We start from the raw sequence: 21,937 nt of genomic DNA, 5'->3' as shown, positions 1-21,937 counted from the left end.
CTCAGCTCTCCTGTCGCTGGCGGCGGGTGGTGGGCTGGGTGACCCGGTCGAGCATCAGGCCCAGGCAGACGATCGCCGCTCCGGCGACCAGTCCGGTGGCCAGGTCGCCCTGGGCGAGGCCGAGGACGACCTCGTAACCGAGTGCGCCGGAGCCGACGAGTCCGCCGATGATGACGACCGCGAGGACCAGGACCACGGCCTGGTTGACGGCGAGCAGCAGGGAGGGCCGGGCCAGCGGGATCTGGACCTGGCGCAGTTGCTGGCCCGGCGTCGCGCCGAGCGAGCGGGCGCACTCCATCGCGGCCGGGTCGACGCCGCGCAGGCCCTGCGTGGTGATGCGGACGACGGCGGGCAGCGCGTAGACGATGGCCGCCGCGGCGGCGGGCGCGCGGCCGACGCCGAAGAGGGCGACGACGGGGATCAGGTAGACGAACTGCGGCATGGTCTGGAAGATGTCCAGGACCGGTCGCAGCAGCCGTTCCAGGCGTTCGCTGCGGGCCGCGCCGATCGCGATGGCGAAGCCGATGACCAGGGTCACCGCCACGGCGGCGAGCACCTGGCTGAGCGTGTCCATCGACGGCTCCCAGACGCCGAGGACACCGATGGCGGCCATCGCGAGGACGGCGGTGGCGGCGGTGCGCCAGGTGCCGATGGTCCAGGCGAGCGCGGCGACGATGAGCAGCACCGACCACCAGGGCAGGCCGGTGAGTCCGCTGCGCAGCGGGTTGAGGACGCCGCTGGTGAAGTGGGAGGCCAGATCGGCGGTGCCGCCGACGACGGGCACACCGGTGTAGAGGTGGTCGACCATCCAGTCCTTGGCGGTGTTCACCGGTCCGGCGATCGCCACGGTGACGTCGTCGGGCCAGACCCGGCCGTCGGTGAGCCGCCCGACGAGGGCGACGGCGGCGGTGGCCACGGCGACCAGGGTCCAGCCGCGCCAGCCGCGGAGGAGGGCCGGGCCGGAGGGCTCGGCGCCGATGCGGCGGCCTGCGGCCTCCGTCGTACGGTCCAGGACGACGGCCAGCAGCACGATCGGGATGCCGGCGGCGAGGGCGGCGCCGACGTCGACGGAGGAAAGCGCCTGGTAGACGCGGTCGCCGAGGCCGCCGGCGCCGATCACCGAGGCGATGACGGCCATGGAGAGCGCCATCATGATGGTCTGGTTCAGGCCGAGGAGCAGTTCCTTGCGGGCCAGCGGGAGCCGGGCGCTCAGCAGCCGCTGCCGTCCGGTCGCGCCGAGCGAGGCCACGGCCTCCATGACGCCGCCGTCCGCGCCGCGCAGGCCGAGCGCGGTGAGCCGGGCCATCGGCGGAGCCGCGTACACGACGGTGGCGAGGACCGCTCCGGGCACGCCGATGCCGAAGATCAGCACCACGGGCAGCAGGTACGCGAAGGCGGGCAGCACCTGCATGGTGTCGAGCACCGGGCGCAGGATGCGGAAGACGCGGTCGGAGAGGCCGGCGGCCAGGCCGAGGAGGAGGCCGAGGACGACGGAGGCGAGGACGGCGACCACCATCAGCGCGAGCGTCTGCATGGTCGGCACCCACATGCCGAGCAGCCCGCAGGCCAGGAACGACACGGCCGCCGTGAGCGCGAGCCGGAGGCCCGCGACCCGCCAGGCGACGGCGGCGGCGAGCACGGTGACGCCGGCCCAGCCGAGGGCCAGGAGGACCAGGTAGACACCGCGTACGGAGAGCACGACGGCGTTGCTGATGTGGCCGAAGAAGTAGAGGAAGAGCGGGTGGTCGTCCCGGTTGGAGATGATCCAGTCGGTGACGTCGCCGAGCGGCCCGGACAGGTCGGCGGTGAGCGCGTCCGGCCAGATGCCGCCGCCCCAGCGGCTGTGCGCGAGCGGGACGAGGATGACGGCGGCGAGCGCGAGCAGCAGAAGCTTCCCGGCAACCGGGCGTTCGCGGAGGGCGGCCAGCGGGCCCCGGCGCGCGCCCGCTTGCGCGGGGCGGACGGGAGTGGCCTGGGCGGTGGCCATCAGACGGTCACCTCGCGGGTGCCGTCCGGAGCGTCGGGCGCGGTGGGGGCGTCGACAGCGGCTGTTCCGGCCACCACGTCCAGCAGGCGGGCCTGGTCGACGACGCCGACGAGCCGGCCTTCGTCCATCACCCGGGCGGCGGGGTCGCCGGAGCGGGAGACCGCCTCGATGGCCTCGTACACGGTGGCGTCGGGGCGCACGGCCGGGCCGCGTTCGCTCTCTCCGGCGAGCGGCCGGCGCATCGCGGTGGCGACGGTGAGGACCTGTTCGCGCGGCACGTCCCGGACGAACTCGCGTACGTAGTCGTCGGCGGGCGAGCCCACGATCTCCTCGGGCGTGCCGAGCTGGACGATGCCGCCGTCGCGCATGAGCGCGATCCGGGTGCCCAGGCGCAGGGCTTCGCTGAGGTCGTGGGTGATGAAGACCATGGTGCGGCCCTCCTCGCGGTGCAGCCGTACCACCTCGTCCTGCATCTCCCGGCGGATCAGCGGGTCCAGCGCGCTGAACGGCTCGTCGAAGAGGAGGACGGACGGGTCGACGGCGAGTGCGCGGGCGAGACCGACGCGCTGCTGCTGGCCGCCGGAGAGCTGGGACGGGCGGCGGTCCTCCAGGCCGGCGAGGCCGACCTTCTCCACCAACTCGGCTGCCTTGGCGCGGCGTTCGGCCTTGCTCAGGCCCTGGATCTCCAGGCCGTAGGCCACGTTGTCCAACACCGTGCGGTGCGGCAGCAGTCCGAAGTGCTGGAAGACCATCGCGGCGCGGTGGCGGCGCAGTTCGCGCAGCCGGGCGCGGTCCATCGCGAGGACGTCCTCGCCGTCGATGGCGAGCGTGCCGCTGGTGGGCTCGATCAGCCGGGTGAGACAGCGGACGAGGGTCGACTTGCCGGAGCCCGACAGGCCCATGACGACGAAGACCTCGCCCTTGCGGACGTCGAAGGAGACATCGCGTACGGCGGCGGTGCAGCCGGTGGCCTCGCGCAGTTCGGCGGGCGGGAGCGCGGCGTGCTCACTGCCGGGGATGCGGTCGGCCTTGGGGCCGAAGACCTTCCAGAGGTTGCGTACGGAGAACACGGCGTCGTCCGTGCTCTGCACGCTCTGCTTCTCGGTTCCGGTCATCGGACATCGCCTCCGGTGCTGGTACTGGTACTGGTGCTGGTGACCGGAGCGGCGGTGTGCGCCTGCCCGGCGAGGAGTTCGGCGCACTTCTCGCCGACCATGAGGACGCCGATCATCGGGTTGACGGCGGGCATGGTCGGGAAGACGGACGCGTCGGCGATCCGGATCCCGTCCAGGCCGCGGATGCGCAACTGCGGGTCCACGACCGCCTCTTGGTCGCCGGTGGCGCCCATCCTGCAGGTACCGGCCGGGTGGTAGACGGTGTGGGCGACCTTGCGGGCGTACTCGCTGATCTCCTCGTCCGAGGTGACCTCGGGGCCGGGGCAGACCTCGCGCTTCAGCCAGTGGGCCAGCGGTTCGGTGGCGGCGATCTCGCGGGCGAGCTTGATGCCGTCGACCAGGGTGCGGCCGTCGTGGTCGTCCTCGTCGGTGAAATACCGGAAGTCCAGGGCCGGCTTGGCCTCGGGGTCGGCGCTGGTGAGGTAGAGGCGGCCACGGCTGCGCGGCTTGGGGATGTTCGGCGTCATCGACACCCCGTGCTCGGGCTTCTGGTAGCCGAGGCGCTCGGGGTTGTCGGTGAACGGGATCTGGTAGAAGTGGAACATCAGGTCCGGGCCCCGCGATTCGGGGTCGCGGCGGACGAAGAGTCCCGCGTCGGAGTCCATCGCGGAGTTCTCCGGGATGGGCCCGTCGGTCTCCCAGACGATGACGGACTCGGGGTGGTCGAGCAGGTTCTCGCCGACGCCGGGAAGGTCGTGGCGCACCTCGATGCCCAGCGCGTCCAGCTCCTCGCGCGGACCGATCCCGGAGTGCAGCAGCAGCCGGGGCGTGTCCACCGCGCCCGCGCAGACGATGACCTCACGGGCGGCGCGCAGCAGGATCTCCTCGCCGTCCTTCGTGCGGACGTGTACGCCGGTGGCGCGGGTGCCGTCGAACTCCAGGCGGTACGCCCAGGTCTCCAGCAGGATGCGGAGGTTCGGGCGGTCGCCGGCCTCGATGTGCGGGTGGAGGTAGGCCACCGAGGCGGAGGAGCGCTTGTTGTTCTCCGGGTGGTAGGCCAGGTCGAAGAAGCCGACGCCTTCGTGGAACGGCTTGCTGTTGAAGCTGTCCACGCGCGGAACTCCGGCCGCCGCCTGCGCGGCGTCGACGAAGTCGCGGGCGATGGCGTTGCGGTCCTTCTCGTCGACCGGGACGATGTTGTTGCGCAGCTTGGCGAAGTACGGGTCCATCGCGGCCGCGTCCCAGCCCTCGGCGCCCGCCTCGGCCCACTCGTCCCAGTCGCCGGGGAGCGGCTTGAAGCTGATGAGCGTGTTGTGCGAGGAGCAGCCGCCGAGGACCCGGGCGCGGCTGTGCCGGATGTGCGAATTGCCGCGCGGCTGCTCGGTGGTGGGGTAGTCGTAGTCGAGGTCGCCGCCGAGGAGGCCGAGCCAGCGGCGCAGCGTCAGCACGTCGTCGCGGTCGATGTCGGTGGGGCCGCCCTCGATGACCGTGACGGTCACGTCGGGGTCCTCGGTGAGCCGGGAGGCGATGACCGATCCGGCGGTGCCGCCGCCGACGATCACGTAGTCGGCCACGGGGCCTTCGGGGTCGGGGACCGCGGTGGAACGGGGGGTGGGAGGCATCGGTCACTGCTCCTTCTGCAAGGTTCGTGCGTGTGCGTGGTGCTGCGAACAGCCGGGCGGGGCCCCAGGGTTGGTTCCACCGGGGTCCCAGCAGGTGTGTCAGCCGGCGAACCAGCGCTGGGGGCGCGGGTTGAGGTTCTGGTAGATGTGCTTGGACTCGCGGTACTCGGCGAGGCCGGTGGGGCCGAGCTCACGGCCCGTACCGGACTTGCCGAAGCCGCCCCACTCGGCCTGCGGGAGGTAGGGGTGGTAGTCGTTGATCCAGACGGTGCCGTGGCGCAGACGTCCGGCGACCCGGCGGGCCCGGCCCGCGTCCGTGGTCCAGACGGCGCCGGCGAGACCGTAGTCGGTGTCGTTGGCCAGCGTGATGGCCTCTTCCTCGGTACGGAAGGTCTCGACGGTGAGGATCGGGCCGAAGGTCTCCTCGCGGACCACCTTCATCTCCCGGTGGCAGCCGTCCAGGACGGTCGGCCGGTAGAAGTAGCCGCCTTCGGGGCGTACGTCGTTGGGCTTCGGGCGCTCGCCACCGGCCCGGACCATGGCGCCCTCCTCGCGGGCGGAGGCGACGTACGCCTCGACCTTGGCGAGCTGCTGGGCGGAGACGAGCGGGCCGCACTCCACACCGTCGAGGGTGCCCCGGCCGAGGCGGATGGCGTCGGCGCGGCGGGCCAGCTCGGTGACGAACCGCTCGCTGATCGTGTCCTGGATGATCAGGCGGGCGCCGGCGGAGCAGACCTGGCCGCTGTGGAAGAAGGCGGCGTTCAGGGCCTGGTCGACGGCGGTGTCGAAGCCGTCCTCGGTGGCGCAGGCGTCGGCGAAGACCACGTTGGGGTTCTTGCCGCCGAGCTCCAGGGCCACCTTCTTCACGGTGGGGGCTGCTGCCTGCGCCACCTTCGTACCGCTGGCGAGGCCGCCGGTGAAGGAGACCAGGTCGACGTCCGGGTGCTCGGAGAGCCGGGCGCCGACCGGGTCGCCCGCGCCGGTGACGAGGTTGGCGGCGCCGTCGGGCAGGCCGGCCTCGGCGAGGAGCTTGATCAGGTGGACGGTGGAGAGCGGGGTGACCTCGCTGGGCTTGAGCACGAAGGTGTTGCCTGCGGCGAGGGCCGGGGCGATCTTCCAGCTGGCCTGGAGGAGCGGGTAGTTCCAGGGCGCGATGAGGGCGCAGACGCCGACGGGCTCGTGCACGACGATGCTGTGCACGTCGGGGTCGCCCGCGTCGACGACCCGGCCGCCGCTCTCGTTCATCACGAGGTCGGCGAAGTAGCGGAAGGCGTTGGTCACGTCGTCCACGTCGACCCGGCCCTCTTCGAGGGTCTTGCCGGTGTCGCGGCTCTCGGTGATCGCGATCTCCTCGCGGTCCCGCTGGAGGAGGTCGGCGACCCGGCGCAGCAGCCCGGCGCGCTCGGCGACGGGCTTGTGCGGCCAGGGGCCGTCGTCGAAGGCGCGCCGCGCCGCCGCGATCGCCGCATCGGTGTCCGCGACGCCGCCCTCGGCGACGACAGCCAAGACGGTGGCGTCGGCGGGGTCGAGGATCTCGCGCGTGGCGCCTGATCCGGCGGCCCGCCAGGTGCCGTCGATGTGGATGGTGCTGAGCGCCGACATGTCGTTTTTCGCCTTCCGTACCCGAAATGCCCCCGTTCGGTTCGGACGGGGGCGTCCTGCGCGGCGGACCGGGGTACGGCCACACCAGCGGTCCGGGCCCCTCCCCCGTCCGCCGGAATGTATGCCAAGAATTTCACTCTGCGTGACGCACCTCACTCGGGAGATGCGTGCGGACACCTACGGGTGTCCTGCCAGGGGTGCCGCGCCAGGGCGCGGTACGGGCGCGGCCCTCAGCCCAGCAGCACCGGGAAGGCCGCCATGTCGTTCTGCGTCATCACCGGCAGCTTGGTGATCTCCGCGTCCGGGATCGCGAGGCGCAGTCCGGGGAAGCGGGTGAAGAGCGCGGGCAGGGCGACGGCCGCCTCGACACGGGAGAGCGCGGCGCCGGGGCAGATGTGCGGGCCGTGGCCGAAGGTCATGTGGCGGTTGCGGGTGGCGCGGGTGACGTCGAAGGCGTCCGCGTCCTCGCCGTGCTGCCCGGTGTCGCGGCCGATGGCGCGGTAGGAGATGACGACGCCCTCGCCTTCCTTGATCACGGTGTCGCCGACGGTGATGTCCTCGGTCGCGAACCGCATCAGGAGGTGGGTGGTGGGCGTGTCCCAGCGCAGCGTCTCCTCGATCACCGCGTCCCAGCCGACCTCGCCGGACAGCACCTTCGCCAGCTGGTCGGGGTGGGAGAGCAGTGCGCGTACGGCGTTGAGGATGAGGCCGATCGTCGTCTCGTGCCCGGCGGCGACCATCGCCTTCAGGTTGCCCACCACCTCCTCCTCGGTGAGCGGCTCGCCGCCCTCCTCGGCCAGGATCAGCGCGCTGGTGAGGTCGTCCGTCGGGTGCGCGGTCTTCTCGCGTACGAGGTCGGTGTAGAAGACGTCCAACTCGGCGAGCAGCGCCAGGCGTTCGTCCTGCGGAGTGAGCATGGAGAAGAACGCCTTGTACTGCCGGGTCAGCATGGCGTGCTGCGACTCGTCGACGCCCATCAGCATGCCGACCACCTTCATCGGCAGCGGCTGGGCGAAGACCGCCTTCAGGTCGACGACCCCGTCCTCGCCGCGCGCCGCGTCGAGGTGGTCCAGCAGTTCGTCGGTGAACTTCTCGATGGCGGGGCGGATCGCTTCGAGCCGGCGCGGGGTGAGCGCCTGCGAGGTCTTGGTGCGCAGCCGCCGGTGCTCGGGCCCGTCCACGGTGAACATGGACCGCCCGGCGTCGATCATGCCGATCAGCGGCCAGGCACGTGTCACCACTCCGCTCCGCCACAGGCCCCAGGCATTGATGTCCTTCACCAGCCGTGGATCCACCAGGAGTTGGCGTGCCTCGGCGTGGCGGGTGACCGTCCAGGCGGGGACGCCGAGCAGCTCGATCCGGGCGAACACACCGGCGTCACGCAGCCGTGCGGTCTCTCCGTCGAGGTCCTGGACCATGGGGTCGATGGTGATCGCCCCGGCGCCGAGGTCTGCTGCGGCGGCTCCGGCGGCTCCGGCGTGCGGGCATGTCACAACGCGTCTCCTGTCGTGCGTACGGGGGTGAAGCGGACGGGCAGCGCGGTCATCCCGCGCAGGAAGGCGGAGGGCCTGCGAACCAATTCCGTGGCGGGGACGGCCAGTTCCAGGTCGGGCAGCCGGTCGAGGAGGACTTCGATGCCGGTACGGGCGATGATCTCGGCGATCTCCTGGGCGGGGAAGGGGCAGCGGTACTCGCCGTGGCTGAACGCCATGTGGGCGTTGTTGCCGCCGCGCCCGGAGCGGACCACCAGGTCCGTGACCTGCTGGCGGATGTGCGGGTCGCCGTTGGCGGCGCCGAGACCGAGGAGGAGCATGTCGCCGCGCTCGATGTTCTGGCCGCCGAGCCGGGCGTCGCGCGAGGCCCACCGGCCGGCCAGGATCTGGGTCGGCGCGTCCTCCCAGAGCACCTCGTTCATGGCCTCGGCGACACTGTGCCGGCCGCCGGCGAGGGCGTCGGCGAACTGGTCCTCGGTGAGCATCAGCCGGGTGGAGTTGCTGATCCAGTCGGCGGTGGTGAGGTGGCCGGCGGCCGTGACGGCCATGAGGTCGAGCGCGTACTCCTCGTCGGTGAACGGGGCCGGGTGGGCCAGCATCCGCGAGGTCACGTCGTCGCCGGGGCGTGCCCGCTTGGCCGCGACGAGCCGGTGCATGTGCTCGCCGAAGCGGAGGTGGGCCTTCTGGGCGCCGGGGCCGCCGTCGGCCAGGTCCTTGAGCACCTGGGCGATGTCGGCGCCCTCGTCGTCGGGGAAGCCGACGAGGCGGGCGAGGACGAGGACGGGGAGCGGCTCGGCGAACTCGGCGACCAGGTCGGCGGTGCCGCGGCTGCACACGGCGTCGATGAGCCGGTCCGCCAGCTGCTCGCAGTGCTGCCGGATCTCGAAGGGGTCGGCGGCTTCGAGCGCGGGAACGACCATCTTCACATGGCGCCGGTGCTCGGCTCCGGCGGTGAAGTAGATGGACGGCATGGGAGTGCCGACCATGGGGAGCAGCGGCCAGTCCGCCGGGATGTTCTCCCACTGGTTCCACAGGGAGACGTCCCGGGGGTACAACTCCCCGTCGCTGGTGACCTGGTGGAGCTCCCGGTAGCCGATCACCAGCCAGGCGGGGAATCCGCCGGGCAGCTCGACCGGGACGACGGGGCCGTGGTCGCGTCGCATGGTGCGGTAGAGCGCCTGCGGTTCGGTGTGGAAGCCGGGCCCGCTGAGCGGAACGGCTCCCGTGCCGTGGCCCATGGGGCAGCCACCGCCTTCACCGGCCGAGGGCGCGGGCAGGGCGGACGAGGGGTTCGTCATCGTACGGACTCCAGTGGCGACGGCTTCGCGCGTTGCGACCATACGATCAACGCGGCACCACTATAAGGAGGTTCGGTGAACCGGCGGGGCCGAATCGCGCCCTTTCCTGCACGGTCCCGGCCGCTTGCGCCCACTGCGCCAATCACTCCCGTACGACATCTGCGCAGGTTTGATCACAAGATCGACATTGGAACCGGTACCTCCGGTTCAGGGCCGGCCGCCGAGGGATCCCTGCTCGCTGAACGCCACCTGGATCCGCCACTCCCCCGTGCACAGCGTCAGGCCGTCCGTGAGGTCCTCCGCGCGTTCCGCTTCGGTCATCCAGAGGTTGACGGCCGACCCCAGCAGCACCGGATCGAGCGAAGGCCGTCGCGCGCCCCAGGACCGCTCCGTACGGGCCTCCAGCCGGCGTCCGCCGCGCAGGCGCACCAGGCAGCGGCTCTCGTCCAGCCGTGCCACCAGGACGTTGAGGTTCTCGTACCGCACGGCGGCGTCCGCCACCCAGTCCAGGGCCGCCACCTCGGCGTCCGCGGCCGTGCGGGCCAGCACCTCCGCCGCGTGCGGCCAGTGGGGATGGCTCTCCTCCGTCGTGACGGCGTAGAAGCCGAGGGCCTCCGTGTGGTGCCCGGCCACCAGCGGCCGGCGCTGTAGGTCGACCGTGCCCCGGGCGTCGTACGCGCCGGTGACGTCGTACGCCGTGGCGGCCGTACGGCGTACGGGTTCGGGCGCCGGTACGGGCAGCGGCTGCGGCGCCGCCGTCGGCACGACAACCCCGCGCCCGGCGAGGAACCCGTACATCCGGGCCCGCGTCACCTCACCCGAGGTGTCGACCGAGGCGAGCTGGCGGTCCACGACCGGCCGCAGCTCCGCCGGGTCGTGGCCGCGGGCCGCCGCCAACAGCTGCGCGTACACATCGCCGTCCGGATCCAGCCGGGGCGCCCCGCGCCCGAACGCGGCGGCCGGCGACGCCGGATCCAGCTCGTCCAGACCGGTCGCGGCGAGCACCGTGACCCGGTCGGCGGCGGCCGAGTAGAACGTCGTACTGCCGTGGTCGCCGACCACCCAGTCACTGGCCACCACCGCCGCGCGCCACCCCTCCTGCGGCGGGATGATCATGAGCCCGGCGTCCATCGCGGCGCCGAGCCGCTCCAGCACACCGGGCCGGGTGTGGCGGGCCCACACATTCGGATGGAAGACGGCCGCCACGGCGAACTCGTCCGCCGGGAGCGAGGTGACCAGGCGCAGCGGCAGCTCCGGGTGGCGGCCGAGCAGAGAGTGGCGGCTCCAGGTGGAGTGGACGACCACCAGCCGCCGCCCGTCGACCGCGCCGAGCCGCGAGCGGTAGCGGTGCGCCATGCTCGCGGTGATCCGCTGGAAGCACCAGTCACCGACGGCCAGGGCGTACGGCGCGGCCTCGGGGCAGGTCTCGGCGAGCCGGTCGATCTGGCTCCGGTGCGAGACGCCGATCGCCTCCGGGACGACCTTGCCGCGCCACATCAGCTCCCGCCGGGAGAGCCCGGCGGGGGCGAGCGTGTCGCCGGTCGACTCGGTGACGAGCCGGTTGTACCCGGCACCGTGCGGCAGCACCATCAGCGGCGCGTCCAGCCGGCGCATCGACGGGTGGACCGAGCAGCTGACGGCCAGGTCGAAGGAGCGCCGGGTGGCCTCCTTCCAGCTCAGCACCTGGACGCCGAGCCCGGCGAGATAGGCGTCGAGCCCGTCCGCGAACGCCGATCCGGGGTTGACCGTGAAGTACTTGTCGATCCCGTCCTCGGTGCGCAGCAGGTGCATGACGTCCACCAGCCGGGTGGCGGAGGTGAGCGTGCGCGCCACTCCGAGCACCTCCGCCTTCGGCGGGTCCCAGGTGTTCCACCGGTCGTGGCCGGGCCGGACGGCACGGCGGAACCGGGCGGAGGTACGGCTGAGCAGCGACGGCACCGAGGACAACGCGGAGCTCCGGGGGACGAAGGAGGACGGCAAGGAGGAAGGAGGAGGGACGAAGGAGGACAGGCGGAGGTCAGGCCGTGGGTGCGGCCGGTGGCTTCAGTCCCATGGTCCGCCGCAACTCGCGCAGCTTCTCCTCGCAGGCGGCCCTCAGCGGCCGGTCCTCGGCCCGGTCGGCCAGCGCGGTCAGCAGTTCGAGCGCCTGGTCCAGCTTGGCGAACTGCTTGAGCGCGGCCGCCCGGTCGGCCGCCGAGCCCGCCGCGGTGACCGCCCGGTCCAGCGCACCGAGCCCGGCGAAGGCATGAGCCCGTACGAGGTCGATGCGGGGCAGCATGGGTTCGTCACCGGTGGCCCGGGCGGTCCCGGCCGCCTCGTCCAGCACGTCGAGGGCGTCGGTCCACCGCTCGCCCGCCACCAGCGCCTGGGCCACGTTGTAGCTCTGCACGACGACACCGTGCGGGTCGGGGACGGCGCGGTTGGCCGCCAGCGCGCGCTCGAAGAGCTGCCGCGCCTCCTCGGCGTGGGCGCGTGCCTCCTCGGGCGACGGTGCCGACCGGCCGCGCGCGAGCGCGATCAGCCCGCGGCTCTCCTGGACGACACCGCTCAGCCGCGGGTCACCGGCGAGCTCCAGAAGGGTTGCGGCGGCGTCGAGCTGGGACTCGGCACGGTCGAGATCGCCGAGCTCGTAGGCGGCCCGGGCGACCTGGTTGCGCATCCGGATCTCGACGTCGGGGCGCACCTGGTGCTGGGCCGCCTCGATGCCGAGGAGGCCCGACTCGACGCAGTCGGCGAGGTGTTTGCGGCTGTGGTAGAGCGCCCACAGCGACTCGCAGAGCCGCCACACCTCCTCGTACCATCCCTCGTCGGCGGCGCCCCGGATGACGGCCTGGAGGTTGGTACGTTCCGCGTCGAGCCACTCCAGGGCGTCGGCCCGGCCGGTGAACAGCGTTCCTCGCGCGGCGAGTTCGCCGAGTGGGCGGACCGGTGGCGGCTGGATCCTGAACCGGTCGCCGAGCACCAGCGCATCGCCGTGCGCCGCCGCGTCGGCGTAGAAGTCCACGACGAGCCGCAGGACGTCCCGCCGCCGCTCCGGGGTCAACTCCCGGGTGAGCGACCGGGCATGGGCGCGTACCACATCGTGCAGCCGGTAGCGCCCGGGCCGGTCGGAGGACTCCACCAGGACCGCGAGCCGGGAGGAGACCAGCTCACCGAGCGCCTCGCCGGCCCGGGTGGCACCGGCGGCCGTCAGCAGGTCCACCGTCGCCGTCGTGCCGGGCAGGACCCCGAGCAGCTCGTAGACGTACCGCGTGTGCTCGGACACCCCGGCCACCACCGAGTCCAGCACCGCGTCCACCGCCTCGCCCACGCCGCCCTCCCCGGCTCCCTCACCCGCGCCCATGGCCACCCCCGTCGCCTCCCGTGCTCCGTCGCCGCCCGTTCCGTACCGCCCGGCCGTCAGATCCCGTACCACGTCCTCCAGGGTCAGATGCGGCCGCGCGGCCAGCCACTCCACCGCAGCCCGCAGCGCCAGCGGGTGGCCCGCGCAGAGCCGTACGACGCCGGCGGCCGTCTCCTCGTCGGCACCGGCGTGCCAGCGGCGTACGAGCTCCGTACCCGCCCTCTCGTCGAGCGGCGCCACATCGATCAGCACGGCCCCGTCCATCAGCAGCGACGGCAGGACCCGGCGTCCGGTCACCACGAGCAGCCCGCGCGGCGGCACGAGCGTCCTGGCCTCCGGGGCGTGCTGGACGTTGTCCACCTTGACGAGGAGGCGGAGCCGGGCGGCGACGCTGCGGAAGAGAGCGGTACGTTCGGCGAGCGGGCCGGGCACGTAGTCCTTGTGGACCCCGAGCGCGCGGAGGAACCCGCAGAGGACCGCGGCGAGGTCGACCGCCCCGTCCCGGCGGTGGTCCTCCAGGTCGACGTAGAGCTGGCCGTCCGGGAAGAGCTGCTTCAGGTCGCGGCCCGCGCACTGGGCGACGAGCTGCGTCTTGCCGACCCCGCCGACGCCGACCACCAGCAGCACACCCGGCTCCTCCCCGGCGGCCAGGGCCAGCGCTCCGTCCCGCAGATCGGCCAGCTCCTTCGTCCGGTTGACGAACACCCGGCTGGGCGGCGGCCCCTGGCTCGGCGGGACGTCCGGCGGCGCCGGCGGCAGGTGGATGCCCTCGATCCGCTGCGCCATCAGAAGGGGGTTGACGACGACGGCGTCCCCGGACACCGTGTTGTGCGTCGATCCGCCGCCGTCGGTACCGAGGCTGCTCAACCCGTCTCCTTCCGCCCGGTGCGGCCACCCCGCTGAGGTGGACGCGCCGGGTTCCCTTCCCGGCTTCCGTGTTCCGGAACCCGCCCCGGCCTCGCACTGTAGCCGCGCTCTACGATCGGGGGCGTGTGCGCAGACGTCATAGTTGCCGAGGACGACGAGAAGCAGGCCGAGCTCGTACGCCGCTATCTGGAGCGGGAAGGACACGCCGTACGGATCGTGGGCGACGGGCTCGCCGCGCTCGACGCCGTCCGGAACCGGGAGCCCGACCTGCTGGTCCTCGATGTGATGATGCCTCGGGCGGACGGTCTCGACGTGGTGCGGGTGCTGCGGGCCGAGGCGCGGGAGCTGCCGGTGCTGATGCTGACCGCGCGGTCCACCGAGGACGATCTGCTGCTCGGGCTCGACCTCGGCGCGGACGACTACATGACCAAGCCGTACAGCCCGCGTGAGCTGATGGCCCGGGTCCGTACGCTGCTGCGCCGCACCCGGCGGCCGGGTGGTGCGGCAGCAGCGGCCGACGACCGCGTTCTGCGGGTGGGCGGGCTCGTGGTTGATCCGGAGCGGCACGAGGTGACGGTGGACGGCGAGCCGGTGGAGTGCACCCGGGGCGAGTTCCGGATCCTGGCCGCGCTGGCGGCCGGGCCGGACCGGGTGTTCAGCCGTCAGCGGCTGCTGGAGGAGCTGCACGGCTTCGACCGCTACATCAGCGACCGGACGGTCGACGTGCACGTCATGAACCTGCGCAAGAAGATCGAGCCCGCGCCGCGCCGGCCGGTGCGCCTGCTCACCGTCTTCGGGGTCGGCTACAAGCTGACCGATCCGGCGAAGGCCGCGCGGCGTGCGTAGGGCCTGTCGTCGCCCGGCAGGCGGCAGTTTGACGACAGGCCCTAGGAACCGGGCCTCGCGGGTGCCGTTGCGGCGGAGTCTGCTGGGGCGGCTGCTCGGTGTGTCGGCGCTGGTCGCCGCGTGTTCGGTGGCGGCCACCGCCTGGCTGGCCGTCCAGACCACCTCGGGTGCGATTCTGCAGGAGCAGGGCCAGAACCTGACCGCCGACGCCCGGATCTACGACACGTTGCTCGGTTATGCCGCCCGCAACCGGACCTGGGACGGGGTGGACGCGACCGTACGGGAGCTCGCCGAGCAGTCGGGGCGCCGGGTGGCGCTCACCACGCAGAGCCGGCAGCCGCTCGCCGACTCCGCCACCGCGACGACCCCGCCCGCGCTGCCGCCGGAGGCCTCGGCGGTGGTCGACCCGCTGTCCGTGGACACCGTGCTGGCCGCGCGGTCCACCGAGGGGCAGGGCACGGCAGCGGACCGGATCGACCCGCGGGCGGTGGGGCCGTTCCTGCTGCCGGCGGCCGAGCGTACGGCGCTGCGGCGGATGGCCGACCGGAACGCGGAGTGCCTGAACCGGGCGGGGATCGCCTCCGACGTGGTCGTCGGGCCGAGCGGCCGGCCCCGGGTGCAGATGGTGGGCAACGACCCCGAACGGGCGCTGTACACCAAGTGCGAACTCTCGGATCTGGACGCGCCCACCGCGACGGAGCGCAAGGCGCTGGACGCGCTCAACGGGCTGGCCGACGCCTGCCTGAAGCGCCAGGGGCGCGAAGGCGTGCGGCTGAACAGGGGCCTGTACTGGGGCAAGGAGATCGCCGTCACCGAGCCACGTCAGCTGCCGGGCGACGCGCGCGAGGCGCGCCCCGTGCCGGCCGTCGAGCCGCCCCGGGAGTTCACCGGGGAGGACGACCGGGCCATCGCCTCGTGCGTGGGGACGGCGCGCAGCGAACAGCTCAGCTCGTACGTGGCCTCCCCCGCGCTCCTGTTCATCGGGGACGAGGGCGGCGCGACGGTGCCCGGCTTCGACCTCTCCCCCGCCAACACCGCGAAGATCGCGGGCGCGGCGGCGCTGGTCCTGGCGCTGACCGTGGGCGCCTCGGTGCTCGCGGGCGCCCGGCTGGTCCGCCCGCTGCACGCGCTGACCGGGGCGGCGCAGCGGCTGCGGGACGGCCAGGAGCACGCCTCCGTGCCGGTGTCGGGGGACGACGAGATCGGCCGGCTGGCCGCCGCGTTCAACGACATGTCCGCGCACCGGGCGCGTCTGGAGGAGCAGCGCAAGGCGATGGTCAGCGATGTGGCCCACGAGCTGCGCACCCCGCTGAGCAACATCCGGGGCTGGCTGGAGGCGGCCCAGGACGGTTTGGCCGACCCGGATCCGGCGTTCGTCTCCTCGCTGCTGGAGGAGGCGGTGCAGCTCCAGCACATCATCGACGACCTGCAGGACCTGGCCGCCGCCGACGCGGGGGTGCTGCGGCTGCACCCCGAACCGGTGCGCGTCGGGGAGCTGTTGAGCCAGGTCGCCGCCGCGCACCAGGCCCGCGCGGAGACGGCCGGGGTCACGCTGACGGTGGAGGCGGGGGCGGCCACGACGGTGTGCGCGGACCCGGTCAGGCTGCGGCAGGCGGTGGGGAACCTGGTCTCCAACGCCGTACGGCACACACCGGCGGGCGGGACGGTGACGCTGCGCGCGTACGGGGAGGAGTCCGGTCACCTGGTGGTGATCGAGGTGGCGGACACCGGGAGCGGCATTCCGGCCGACAGCCTCCCGTACGTCTTCGACCGCTTCTGGCGTGCGGAGAAGTCCCGCAGCCGCCGTACGGGAGGCAGCGGCCTCGGTCTCGCCATCGTCCGGAAGCTGGCCGAGGCGCACGGCGGGACGGCGAGCGCGACCAGTACGGAGGGCAAGGGCTCGGCCTTCACGCTCCGGCTCCCGGCCACCGCCCCGGGGGCCCTGATGGGATGACCACAGCGCCCTGACAGGTTCCTCATAACTCCCGGACAGCCTGGCTCCCTGCCCCGTACCCGGTGCACAACGGCACCGGGCCCCCACGGGGCGACGCATGGAATGGAGCCATCCGTATGACCGCTTTGACCGCTCGCCTCACCCTGCGCACCGCCGTGCTCGCCGCCGTCGCGGCCGGCGCGGTGCTGATCCCGTCCACCGCCGCCTTCGCCGACGCGACGCCGAAGCCCTCGGCGCCCGCCGACAGCGCCCAGGAGGTGTCGCCGGAGCGGGCGAAGGCAGCCGAAGCCGCCAAGGCGGCCAAGGCCGCCGAGGCCGCCCGCCCCTCCGTCGCACCCCGTGGCGGCGTCGCGGCGGGCGACCGCCCGGCACCCGTGGCACCCCGTGAGGCCGCTTCCGCTCCGGCGGTCGCGCCGCGCGGTGGCGTGGCTGCCGGTGAGCGCCCGGCCGGCACCGGCGACCACGGCACGACGGCCCTCGTCGGCTCGGTGGCGGGGTTCGCGCTGCTCGCCGGTGCGGGCACCTTGGTGCTGCGCCGCCGCAACGGCTGACCGGTAGTCACCCCTCACCACCCACACCGACCGTGGCGCCGTCCCGTATCCGGGGCGGCGCCACGCCCGGTGCTCGCCCCTGGAGCCCTTCATGCACGCCCGCACCCCCTCCCGTCGGCCCCGAACGGCAGCCCTGCTCACCGCACTGCTGACCTGCGCGGCCCTGACGGCCTGCGCCGGACCGGCACCGTCGGCAGCCGCACCCCCGGCGGCGGCGTCCGCTCCGGCGCCCTCGGCGCCGACCCCCACGACCACGCACGGGCAACCGCCCGCCAGGGACGCCAAGGACGCCCCGGACGCCACGGCCGCCCCCACCCAGGTCACCATCCCCTCCCTCAAGATCAGCAGCCCCCTCATGCGCCTGGGGCTCAACGCGGACGGCACGGTCGAGGTCCCGCCCGCGGAGAAGGGCATGACGGCGGGCTGGTACACGGGCGGAGCCGTACCCGGCCGTCCGGGGCCGGCCGTCCTGATCGGCCACAACGACACCCGCTTCGGCCGGGCCGTCTTCCACGACCTCAAGGACATCCGCAAGGGCGCCGAGGTCGTGGTCCGCGACGGCGCGGGCACACCCCTCCGCTTCACCGTCACGAGCAAGGAGACGGTCAGCAAGAAGGCGTTCCCGACCGAGCGGGTCTACGGCGCGACCAAGGGCAGCACGCTGCGGCTGGTCACGTGCGACGGAGCGTTCGACGCCGAGGGCCACCCGGTGGACAACCTCATCGTCTACGCCGAGCTGAGCTGAGCCGGACCGCGCCGGCCTGTGGCCGATCCCTGATGGCATTCGCCCGGACAGACTCACGGCATCCGATGTCTACCCGTGGGTAACTCCCGCTGGTTTGATGGGTGCCACCCGGTACGCCCCCACTCATCAGCAGGAGACCTCGTGCCGCACTCCACGTTCCGCCGCCTTTCCGGCGTGGCCCTCTCCGCCGCGCTCGCCGCCGTCCCGCTGGCCGTGAACACCCCGCAGGCCGCGGCGGCCCCCGCCGCCGAGACACCGTCGCTGCGGGTGCTCTCGTACAACGCGTTCATCTTCAGCAAGACCCTGTACCCCAACTGGGGCCAGGACCACCGGGCGGCGGAGATCCCGAAGACCTCGTTCTTCCGGGGCAACGACGTGGTCGTGATCCAGGAGGCCTTCGACAACGGGGCCTCCGACGCCCTGCAGCGGAACTCCGCCGCCCAGTACCCGTACCAGACGCCGGTGGTCGGCCGGAGCAAGAGCGGCTGGGACGCCACCGGCGGCTCGTACTCGGCGACGACCCCGGAGGACGGCGGCGTCACGATCCTGAGCAAGTGGCCGATCGTCCGCAAGGAGCAGTACGTCTACAAGGACGCCTGCGGCGCCGACTGGTGGTCCAACAAGGGCTTCGCCTATACGGTGTTGAACGTCAACGGCGCCCGCGTCCACGTCGTCGGCACGCACGCCCAGTCGACCGACCCCGGCTGTTCGGCGGGCGAGGCCGCCCAGATGCGCAGCCGCCAGTTCAAGGCGCTGGACGCCTTCCTGGACGCCAAGAAGATCCCGGCCTCCGAACAGGTCATCGTGGCGGGCGACTTCAACGTGGACGGCCACTCCGCCGAGTACGCCTCCTTCCTCAAGGACGCGGACCTGACCGCGCCGGACTCGAAGACGGGCCACCCGTACTCCTTCGACACCCGCGACAACTCCATAGCCTCCGAGCGCTACCCGAACGACCCCCGTGAGGACCTGGACCACGTCCTGCACCGCGCCGGCCACGCGAAGCCGTCGGGCTGGAAGAACGACGTGATCAAGGAGCAGAGCGCGCCCTGGACGGTCTCCAGCTGGGGCAAGAACTACACGTACACGAACCTCTCCGACCACTACCCGGTGATCGGCTCCGCCGGCTGACGCCACCGATGAAACGATCGGGGCCCTCGGCCCCGACCGTGAAGGACCCGCTCCATGGGCACCGCCCCCCAGCCGTCGTTCCACCTCCTCCCCGGAAGCCCCGACTCCCCGGTACTGCTGCACGTACCGCACGGGTCCCGGACGATTCCCGGGGAGGTGCGCGACGGAATCCTGCTGGACGACGGTGCCTTGGAGCGGGAACTCGACCACATCACCGACGCGCACACAGCCGAACTGACTTCCCGCGCGGCCGAGTTCTGCTCCGCCCGGCCCTGGCGGTACGTCAACGCCCTCTCCCGCCTGGTCGTCGATCCGGAACGCTTTCCGGACGACCGCGAGGAGATGCGCGCGGTGGGCATGGGCGCGGTGTACACGCACACCACCCACCGCGAACGCCTCCGCGCCCCGGACGCGGACCAACGCCCGCTGCTGGAGCGCTACTTCCACCCGTACGCGCAGGCGATGACGGAGGCGGTGGACGCCCGGATCGCCGCCACGGGCCGCGCGGTGATCGTCGACGTCCACTCGTACCCGACGGCGCCACTCCCGTACGAACTCCACGGCACGGGCCCCCGCCCACCGATCTGCCTCGGCACCGACCCGTTCCACACGCCGCCGGAGCTGCGCGCCCTGGCGGAGGAGGCGTTCGCCGGTTTCGGCGGGACGGGCGTCGACAGCCCGTTCGCCGGTACGTACGTCCCGCTGAAGCACTACGGCACGGACCGCCGGGTCACGGCCCTGATGATCGAGATCCGCCGCGACACGTACATGACCGAGCCGGGCGGTCCTGCGGGGCCGGGGCTCGACGCACTGGCGGGGGCGTTGGCGGAGCTGGTGGCCGCCTGCTGACGCGGCGCACAGCCTCCGGCGGAAGCGGCTACCCGATCTCCACCACCCGCGCCCAGGCCGGCGGCCCGTCCGGTACGTGGTCGGGGTCGTCCTCGTCCCAGGAGCCGCGCCGGTGGTCCCTCGGGAACAGGCCGACGACCGTCCGGCACGGCGGCTGAGCGGTGGGCCAGGGCGTCTGTCCGTCGGTCAGGATCACGACGGCGTCGGGGCGCGGGCGGGAGCTGAGCGCCTTGGCGAAGCCCGCACGGAGATCCGTGCCGCCGCCGCCCAGCAGCGGGATGCCCTCGGCGCGGCAGAGAGGGTGCACCACCCGGGTCGCCGCATCGCAGGCGAGGACGGTGACCAGGTCGCGGCGGCCGCCCACGGCGCGGGAGATGGCGGCGACTTCCAGCAGCGCACTGCCCAGTTCGGCGTCGCTGACCGAGCCGGAGGTGTCGATGACCACGGAGACCCGGGGCGGTCTGCGGCGGAGGCTCGGCAGGACGACACCGGGGAGCCCGGCGGAGCGACGCGAGGGACGGCCGTACGTGTAGTCCTCGCCCGCACCCGGTCCCGAGGCGGCCGAGCGTACCGCCGCGCCCAGCAACTCCCGCCAGGGCTGCGGAGGGTGGAGCGCTTCCTCCGCCCACCGCTTCCAGCCCTTCGACGCGCTCCCGGGACGGCCCCTGATGCCCCGCGCCACCCGGAAGCGGACCGCGTCGCGTTCCTGCCCGCTCAGCCCGTGCGCGCCGTCGGGCCCCAACTCCCAGTCCCTGTCCAGTCCGTCGGCACCGCTGCCGCAGTCCAGCCAGGCGAGGTCCTGGGTGCGCGGGCCGAGCCGGAACTGGCGCAGGTAGTCCTCCATGAGCTCGCCGGACGGCAGGCGCAGGGTCGACGGGTACACGATGCCCTTCGGCCGGGCCAGGCCGTCCCCGTACACGTCGTCGTTGATCTCGCAGTCGGCGGCGATGTTCATCCGCAGCCTCTCCCCCGGGCCGGTCAGCCCGCGCTGCCGGGCGACCCGGTCGCTGCGGCCGTGGTGGTCGCGGAGCAGGTGCGACACCTCGTGGACCCAGGCCCCGGCCAGCTCCTCCACCGGGGTCCGCGCCACGAAGGCGGGCGAGACGTAGCACCGCCAGTACCGGTCGACGGCCATGGTCGGGACCTGCCGCGACTCCACGGTGTGCAGGGCGAACAGGGCCGTGGCCAGGTAGGGGCGGGCCCTGGCCGCCTGCAGCCGGGCGGCGAAGAGCTTGCCCAGGTCGAGCGTGCTCGACGGCGTACCCGTCGTCGTCATCGGCCGGCCTGCGCCGCCGTCGCGGCCCGGACCGCCACGCGGTCCGCCGCCCGGTCCGCCCGCTGCGACAGCGAGACCACTCCGGCGAGGTGCTCGATGACCGCCGGAACGTCCCAGTCCTCCTGGCGCAGCGTGGCGAGGGTGGTCGCGGGGACGACCACCAGGTCCGGGGCTCCGGTCTCCAGCGCCCGGACGAGGAGCGCCCACGCGGCGTCCCAGCGCTCCCGGTCCGGACGGGTGCGGACCGCCGCGACCACACCGTCCAGCGCGGCCTGCCGGAGATCACCGCGCTCGGGCAGCACGGCCGCCGCCGGATCGGCGAGCAGCTCCTCGGGGTCCGGAAGGTCCATCCGGTCCAGGCTCGCCAGCAGCTCCAGCCCCGGCCCGTCGCCCACCGTACCCCGGACCAGCAGGGACAGCACGTCCCGGGAGGATGCGGCGGCGGTGGCGAAGGCGACGAGGGTCAGCGCCATGTCCCAGCTGCGCGGCGAGGGCCAGGCACCGCCTCGGCGCGTCTCCGTGGTGGGCAGCCGGTGGACGAGCGTGGGCCGGGCGGCGAGCAGCCCGCACACCGCGCGCCGGGCGAACTCCACGGCCTCGGGCAGCTTCCCGGGGTCGAGCCGCGGCAGCGTCGCGCGCGGCCAGGTACCGGCGAGGCCACGGACGACGACCTCGTGGTCGTGGACCCACTGGAGGTGGACGAACCGGTTGGCGAGCGGCGCACTCAGCTCCCAGCCGTCGGCCGCCGAGGAGCGCGGGTTGGCGGCGGCCACGATCCGTACGCCGGGCGGGAGTTGGAGGGCTCCGATGCGCCGCTCCAGTACGAGACGGAGGAGCGCGGCCTGCACGGCCGGCGGCGCGGTGGACAGCTCGTCCGGGAACAGCAGCCCGCGCCCTGCCCGTACGAGGCGGACGGCCCAGTCCGGCGGGGCCATCGGAACGCCCTGCTCCGCGGGGTCGTCGCCCACGATGGGCAGCCCGGAGAAGTCGGACGGCTCGTGCACGCTGGCGATCACGGTGGTCAGCGGCAGATCCAGCGACTCGGCGAGCTGGGTGAGAGCCGCGGTCTTGCCGATCCCCGGTTCGCCCCACAGGAGGACAGGCAGGTCGGCGGCGACCGCCAGCGTCAGCGCCTCCAGCCGGATGTCGGGGCGCGGCTCGGTAGAGGTGTCACGGAGAAGGGCCATCAAGGCTTCGGCGACAGCGAGTTGGGAGTCGGCGGAGGGCGGGGTGCGAGTGAGCATGAGTGATCACCTGA

16 protein-coding genes are annotated in these 21,937 nt (G+C 73.2%); 6 read left to right on the top strand and 10 right to left on the bottom strand.

Annotated elements, in window-relative coordinates:
* Position 1: 1 nt before the first annotated feature.
* The 8 genes from ACQP09_RS31310 to ACQP09_RS31275 all read right to left on the bottom strand — a co-directional run bounded on the left by ACQP09_RS31310 (position 2) and on the right by ACQP09_RS31275 (position 13,327).
* Complete coding sequence (locus ACQP09_RS31310; protein ID WP_433405818.1) at positions 2-1,987, bottom strand: ABC transporter permease; 1,986 nt, start codon at positions 1,985-1,987, stop codon at positions 2-4.
* Complete coding sequence (locus tag ACQP09_RS31305; protein WP_433405816.1) at positions 1,987-3,102, bottom strand: quaternary amine ABC transporter ATP-binding protein; 1,116 nt, start codon at positions 3,100-3,102, stop codon at positions 1,987-1,989. Before ACQP09_RS31305 ends, ACQP09_RS31310 begins: the two co-directional genes overlap by 1 nt.
* Positions 3,099-4,724, bottom strand: a complete 1,626-nt coding sequence (locus ACQP09_RS31300; RefSeq protein WP_433405814.1) for a GMC family oxidoreductase — start codon at positions 4,722-4,724, stop codon at positions 3,099-3,101. The genes ACQP09_RS31305 and ACQP09_RS31300 overlap by 4 nt, the downstream gene beginning before the upstream one ends.
* A 99-nt stretch (positions 4,725-4,823) precedes the next feature.
* Complete coding sequence (locus ACQP09_RS31295; RefSeq protein WP_433405812.1) at positions 4,824-6,326, bottom strand: aldehyde dehydrogenase family protein; 1,503 nt, start codon at positions 6,324-6,326, stop codon at positions 4,824-4,826.
* 230 nt (positions 6,327-6,556) lie between these two features.
* On the bottom strand, positions 6,557-7,819 hold the full coding sequence (locus tag ACQP09_RS31290; RefSeq protein WP_433405810.1) for a cytochrome P450 family protein: 1,263 nt from the start codon (positions 7,817-7,819) through the stop codon (positions 6,557-6,559).
* Complete coding sequence (locus ACQP09_RS31285) at positions 7,816-9,117, bottom strand: cytochrome P450 (RefSeq protein WP_433405808.1); 1,302 nt, start codon at positions 9,115-9,117, stop codon at positions 7,816-7,818. Before ACQP09_RS31285 ends, ACQP09_RS31290 begins: the two co-directional genes overlap by 4 nt.
* A 207-nt stretch (positions 9,118-9,324) precedes the next feature.
* Complete coding sequence (locus ACQP09_RS31280) at positions 9,325-11,064, bottom strand: hypothetical protein (RefSeq protein ID WP_433405806.1); 1,740 nt, start codon at positions 11,062-11,064, stop codon at positions 9,325-9,327.
* 70 nt (positions 11,065-11,134) lie between these two features.
* A complete protein-coding gene (locus ACQP09_RS31275; protein ID WP_433405804.1) occupies positions 11,135-13,327 on the bottom strand; it encodes a regulator in 2,193 nt (730 codons plus the stop codon).
* A gap of 123 nt (positions 13,328-13,450) precedes the next feature.
* On the opposite strand from ACQP09_RS31275, the gene ACQP09_RS31270 reads away from it, so the two are divergent.
* The 6 genes from ACQP09_RS31270 to ACQP09_RS31245 all read left to right on the top strand — a co-directional run bounded on the left by ACQP09_RS31270 (position 13,451) and on the right by ACQP09_RS31245 (position 19,403).
* Entirely contained in the window at positions 13,451-14,173 is a 723-nt protein-coding gene (locus ACQP09_RS31270) for a response regulator transcription factor (protein ID WP_433405802.1), read from the top strand.
* A gap of 28 nt (positions 14,174-14,201) precedes the next feature.
* Complete coding sequence (locus ACQP09_RS31265; protein WP_433405800.1) at positions 14,202-16,127, top strand: sensor histidine kinase; 1,926 nt, start codon at positions 14,202-14,204, stop codon at positions 16,125-16,127.
* A 116-nt stretch (positions 16,128-16,243) separates the two neighbouring features.
* Complete coding sequence (locus tag ACQP09_RS31260) at positions 16,244-16,678, top strand: hypothetical protein (RefSeq protein WP_433405798.1); 435 nt, start codon at positions 16,244-16,246, stop codon at positions 16,676-16,678.
* 91 nt (positions 16,679-16,769) lie between these two features.
* Positions 16,770-17,423 carry a class F sortase gene (locus ACQP09_RS31255; RefSeq protein WP_433405796.1) on the top strand — a complete coding sequence of 218 codons (654 nt, stop codon included), beginning with the start codon at positions 16,770-16,772 and terminating at the stop codon, positions 17,421-17,423.
* A gap of 141 nt (positions 17,424-17,564) precedes the next feature.
* Positions 17,565-18,554, top strand: coding sequence for a sphingomyelin phosphodiesterase (gene sph, locus ACQP09_RS31250; RefSeq protein WP_433405794.1), 990 nt, complete (start codon positions 17,565-17,567; stop codon positions 18,552-18,554).
* Between the two features lie 54 nt (positions 18,555-18,608).
* Positions 18,609-19,403 (top strand): N-formylglutamate amidohydrolase, encoded by a 795-nt coding sequence (locus tag ACQP09_RS31245; protein ID WP_433405792.1) that lies wholly within the window; start codon positions 18,609-18,611, stop codon positions 19,401-19,403.
* 28 nt (positions 19,404-19,431) lie between these two features.
* Here ACQP09_RS31245 and ACQP09_RS31240 read toward each other — a convergent pair whose 3' ends face one another.
* On the bottom strand, positions 19,432-20,679 hold the full coding sequence (locus tag ACQP09_RS31240; protein WP_433405790.1) for a vWA domain-containing protein: 1,248 nt from the start codon (positions 20,677-20,679) through the stop codon (positions 19,432-19,434).
* Complete coding sequence (locus ACQP09_RS31235) at positions 20,676-21,923, bottom strand: AAA family ATPase (RefSeq protein ID WP_433405788.1); 1,248 nt, start codon at positions 21,921-21,923, stop codon at positions 20,676-20,678. Before ACQP09_RS31235 ends, ACQP09_RS31240 begins: the two co-directional genes overlap by 4 nt.
* Positions 21,924-21,937 lie beyond the last annotated feature (14 nt).

Source organism: Streptomyces sp. CA-146814 (assembly GCF_050942385.1).
Lineage (GTDB): Bacteria > Actinomycetota > Actinomycetes > Streptomycetales > Streptomycetaceae > Streptomyces.
The sequence above is the reverse complement of the archived record's forward strand: the minus strand, read 5'-3'. Positions and strand labels throughout refer to the sequence as shown.

Excerpts from the sequence above, each read along its gene's own strand:
- ACQP09_RS31245 (WP_433405792.1), top strand. The coding sequence starts at position 18,609 with ATGGGCACCGCCCCCCAGCCGTCGTTCCACCTCCTCCCCGGAAGCCCC.
- ACQP09_RS31260 (WP_433405798.1), top strand. The coding sequence starts at position 16,244 with ATGACCGCTTTGACCGCTCGCCTCACCCTGCGCACCGCCGTGCTCGCC.
- ACQP09_RS31305 (WP_433405816.1), bottom strand. The coding sequence starts at position 3,102 with ATGACCGGAACCGAGAAGCAGAGCGTGCAGAGCACGGACGACGCCGTG.
- ACQP09_RS31300 (WP_433405814.1), bottom strand. The coding sequence starts at position 4,724 with ATGCCTCCCACCCCCCGTTCCACCGCGGTCCCCGACCCCGAAGGCCCC.
- ACQP09_RS31285 (WP_433405808.1), bottom strand. The coding sequence starts at position 9,117 with ATGACGAACCCCTCGTCCGCCCTGCCCGCGCCCTCGGCCGGTGAAGGC.
- ACQP09_RS31235 (WP_433405788.1), bottom strand. The coding sequence starts at position 21,923 with ATGCTCACTCGCACCCCGCCCTCCGCCGACTCCCAACTCGCTGTCGCC.
- ACQP09_RS31295 (WP_433405812.1), bottom strand. The coding sequence starts at position 6,326 with ATGTCGGCGCTCAGCACCATCCACATCGACGGCACCTGGCGGGCCGCC.
- ACQP09_RS31240 (WP_433405790.1), bottom strand. The coding sequence starts at position 20,679 with ATGACGACGACGGGTACGCCGTCGAGCACGCTCGACCTGGGCAAGCTC.
- ACQP09_RS31255 (WP_433405796.1), top strand. The coding sequence starts at position 16,770 with ATGCACGCCCGCACCCCCTCCCGTCGGCCCCGAACGGCAGCCCTGCTC.
- ACQP09_RS31310 (WP_433405818.1), bottom strand. The coding sequence starts at position 1,987 with ATGGCCACCGCCCAGGCCACTCCCGTCCGCCCCGCGCAAGCGGGCGCG.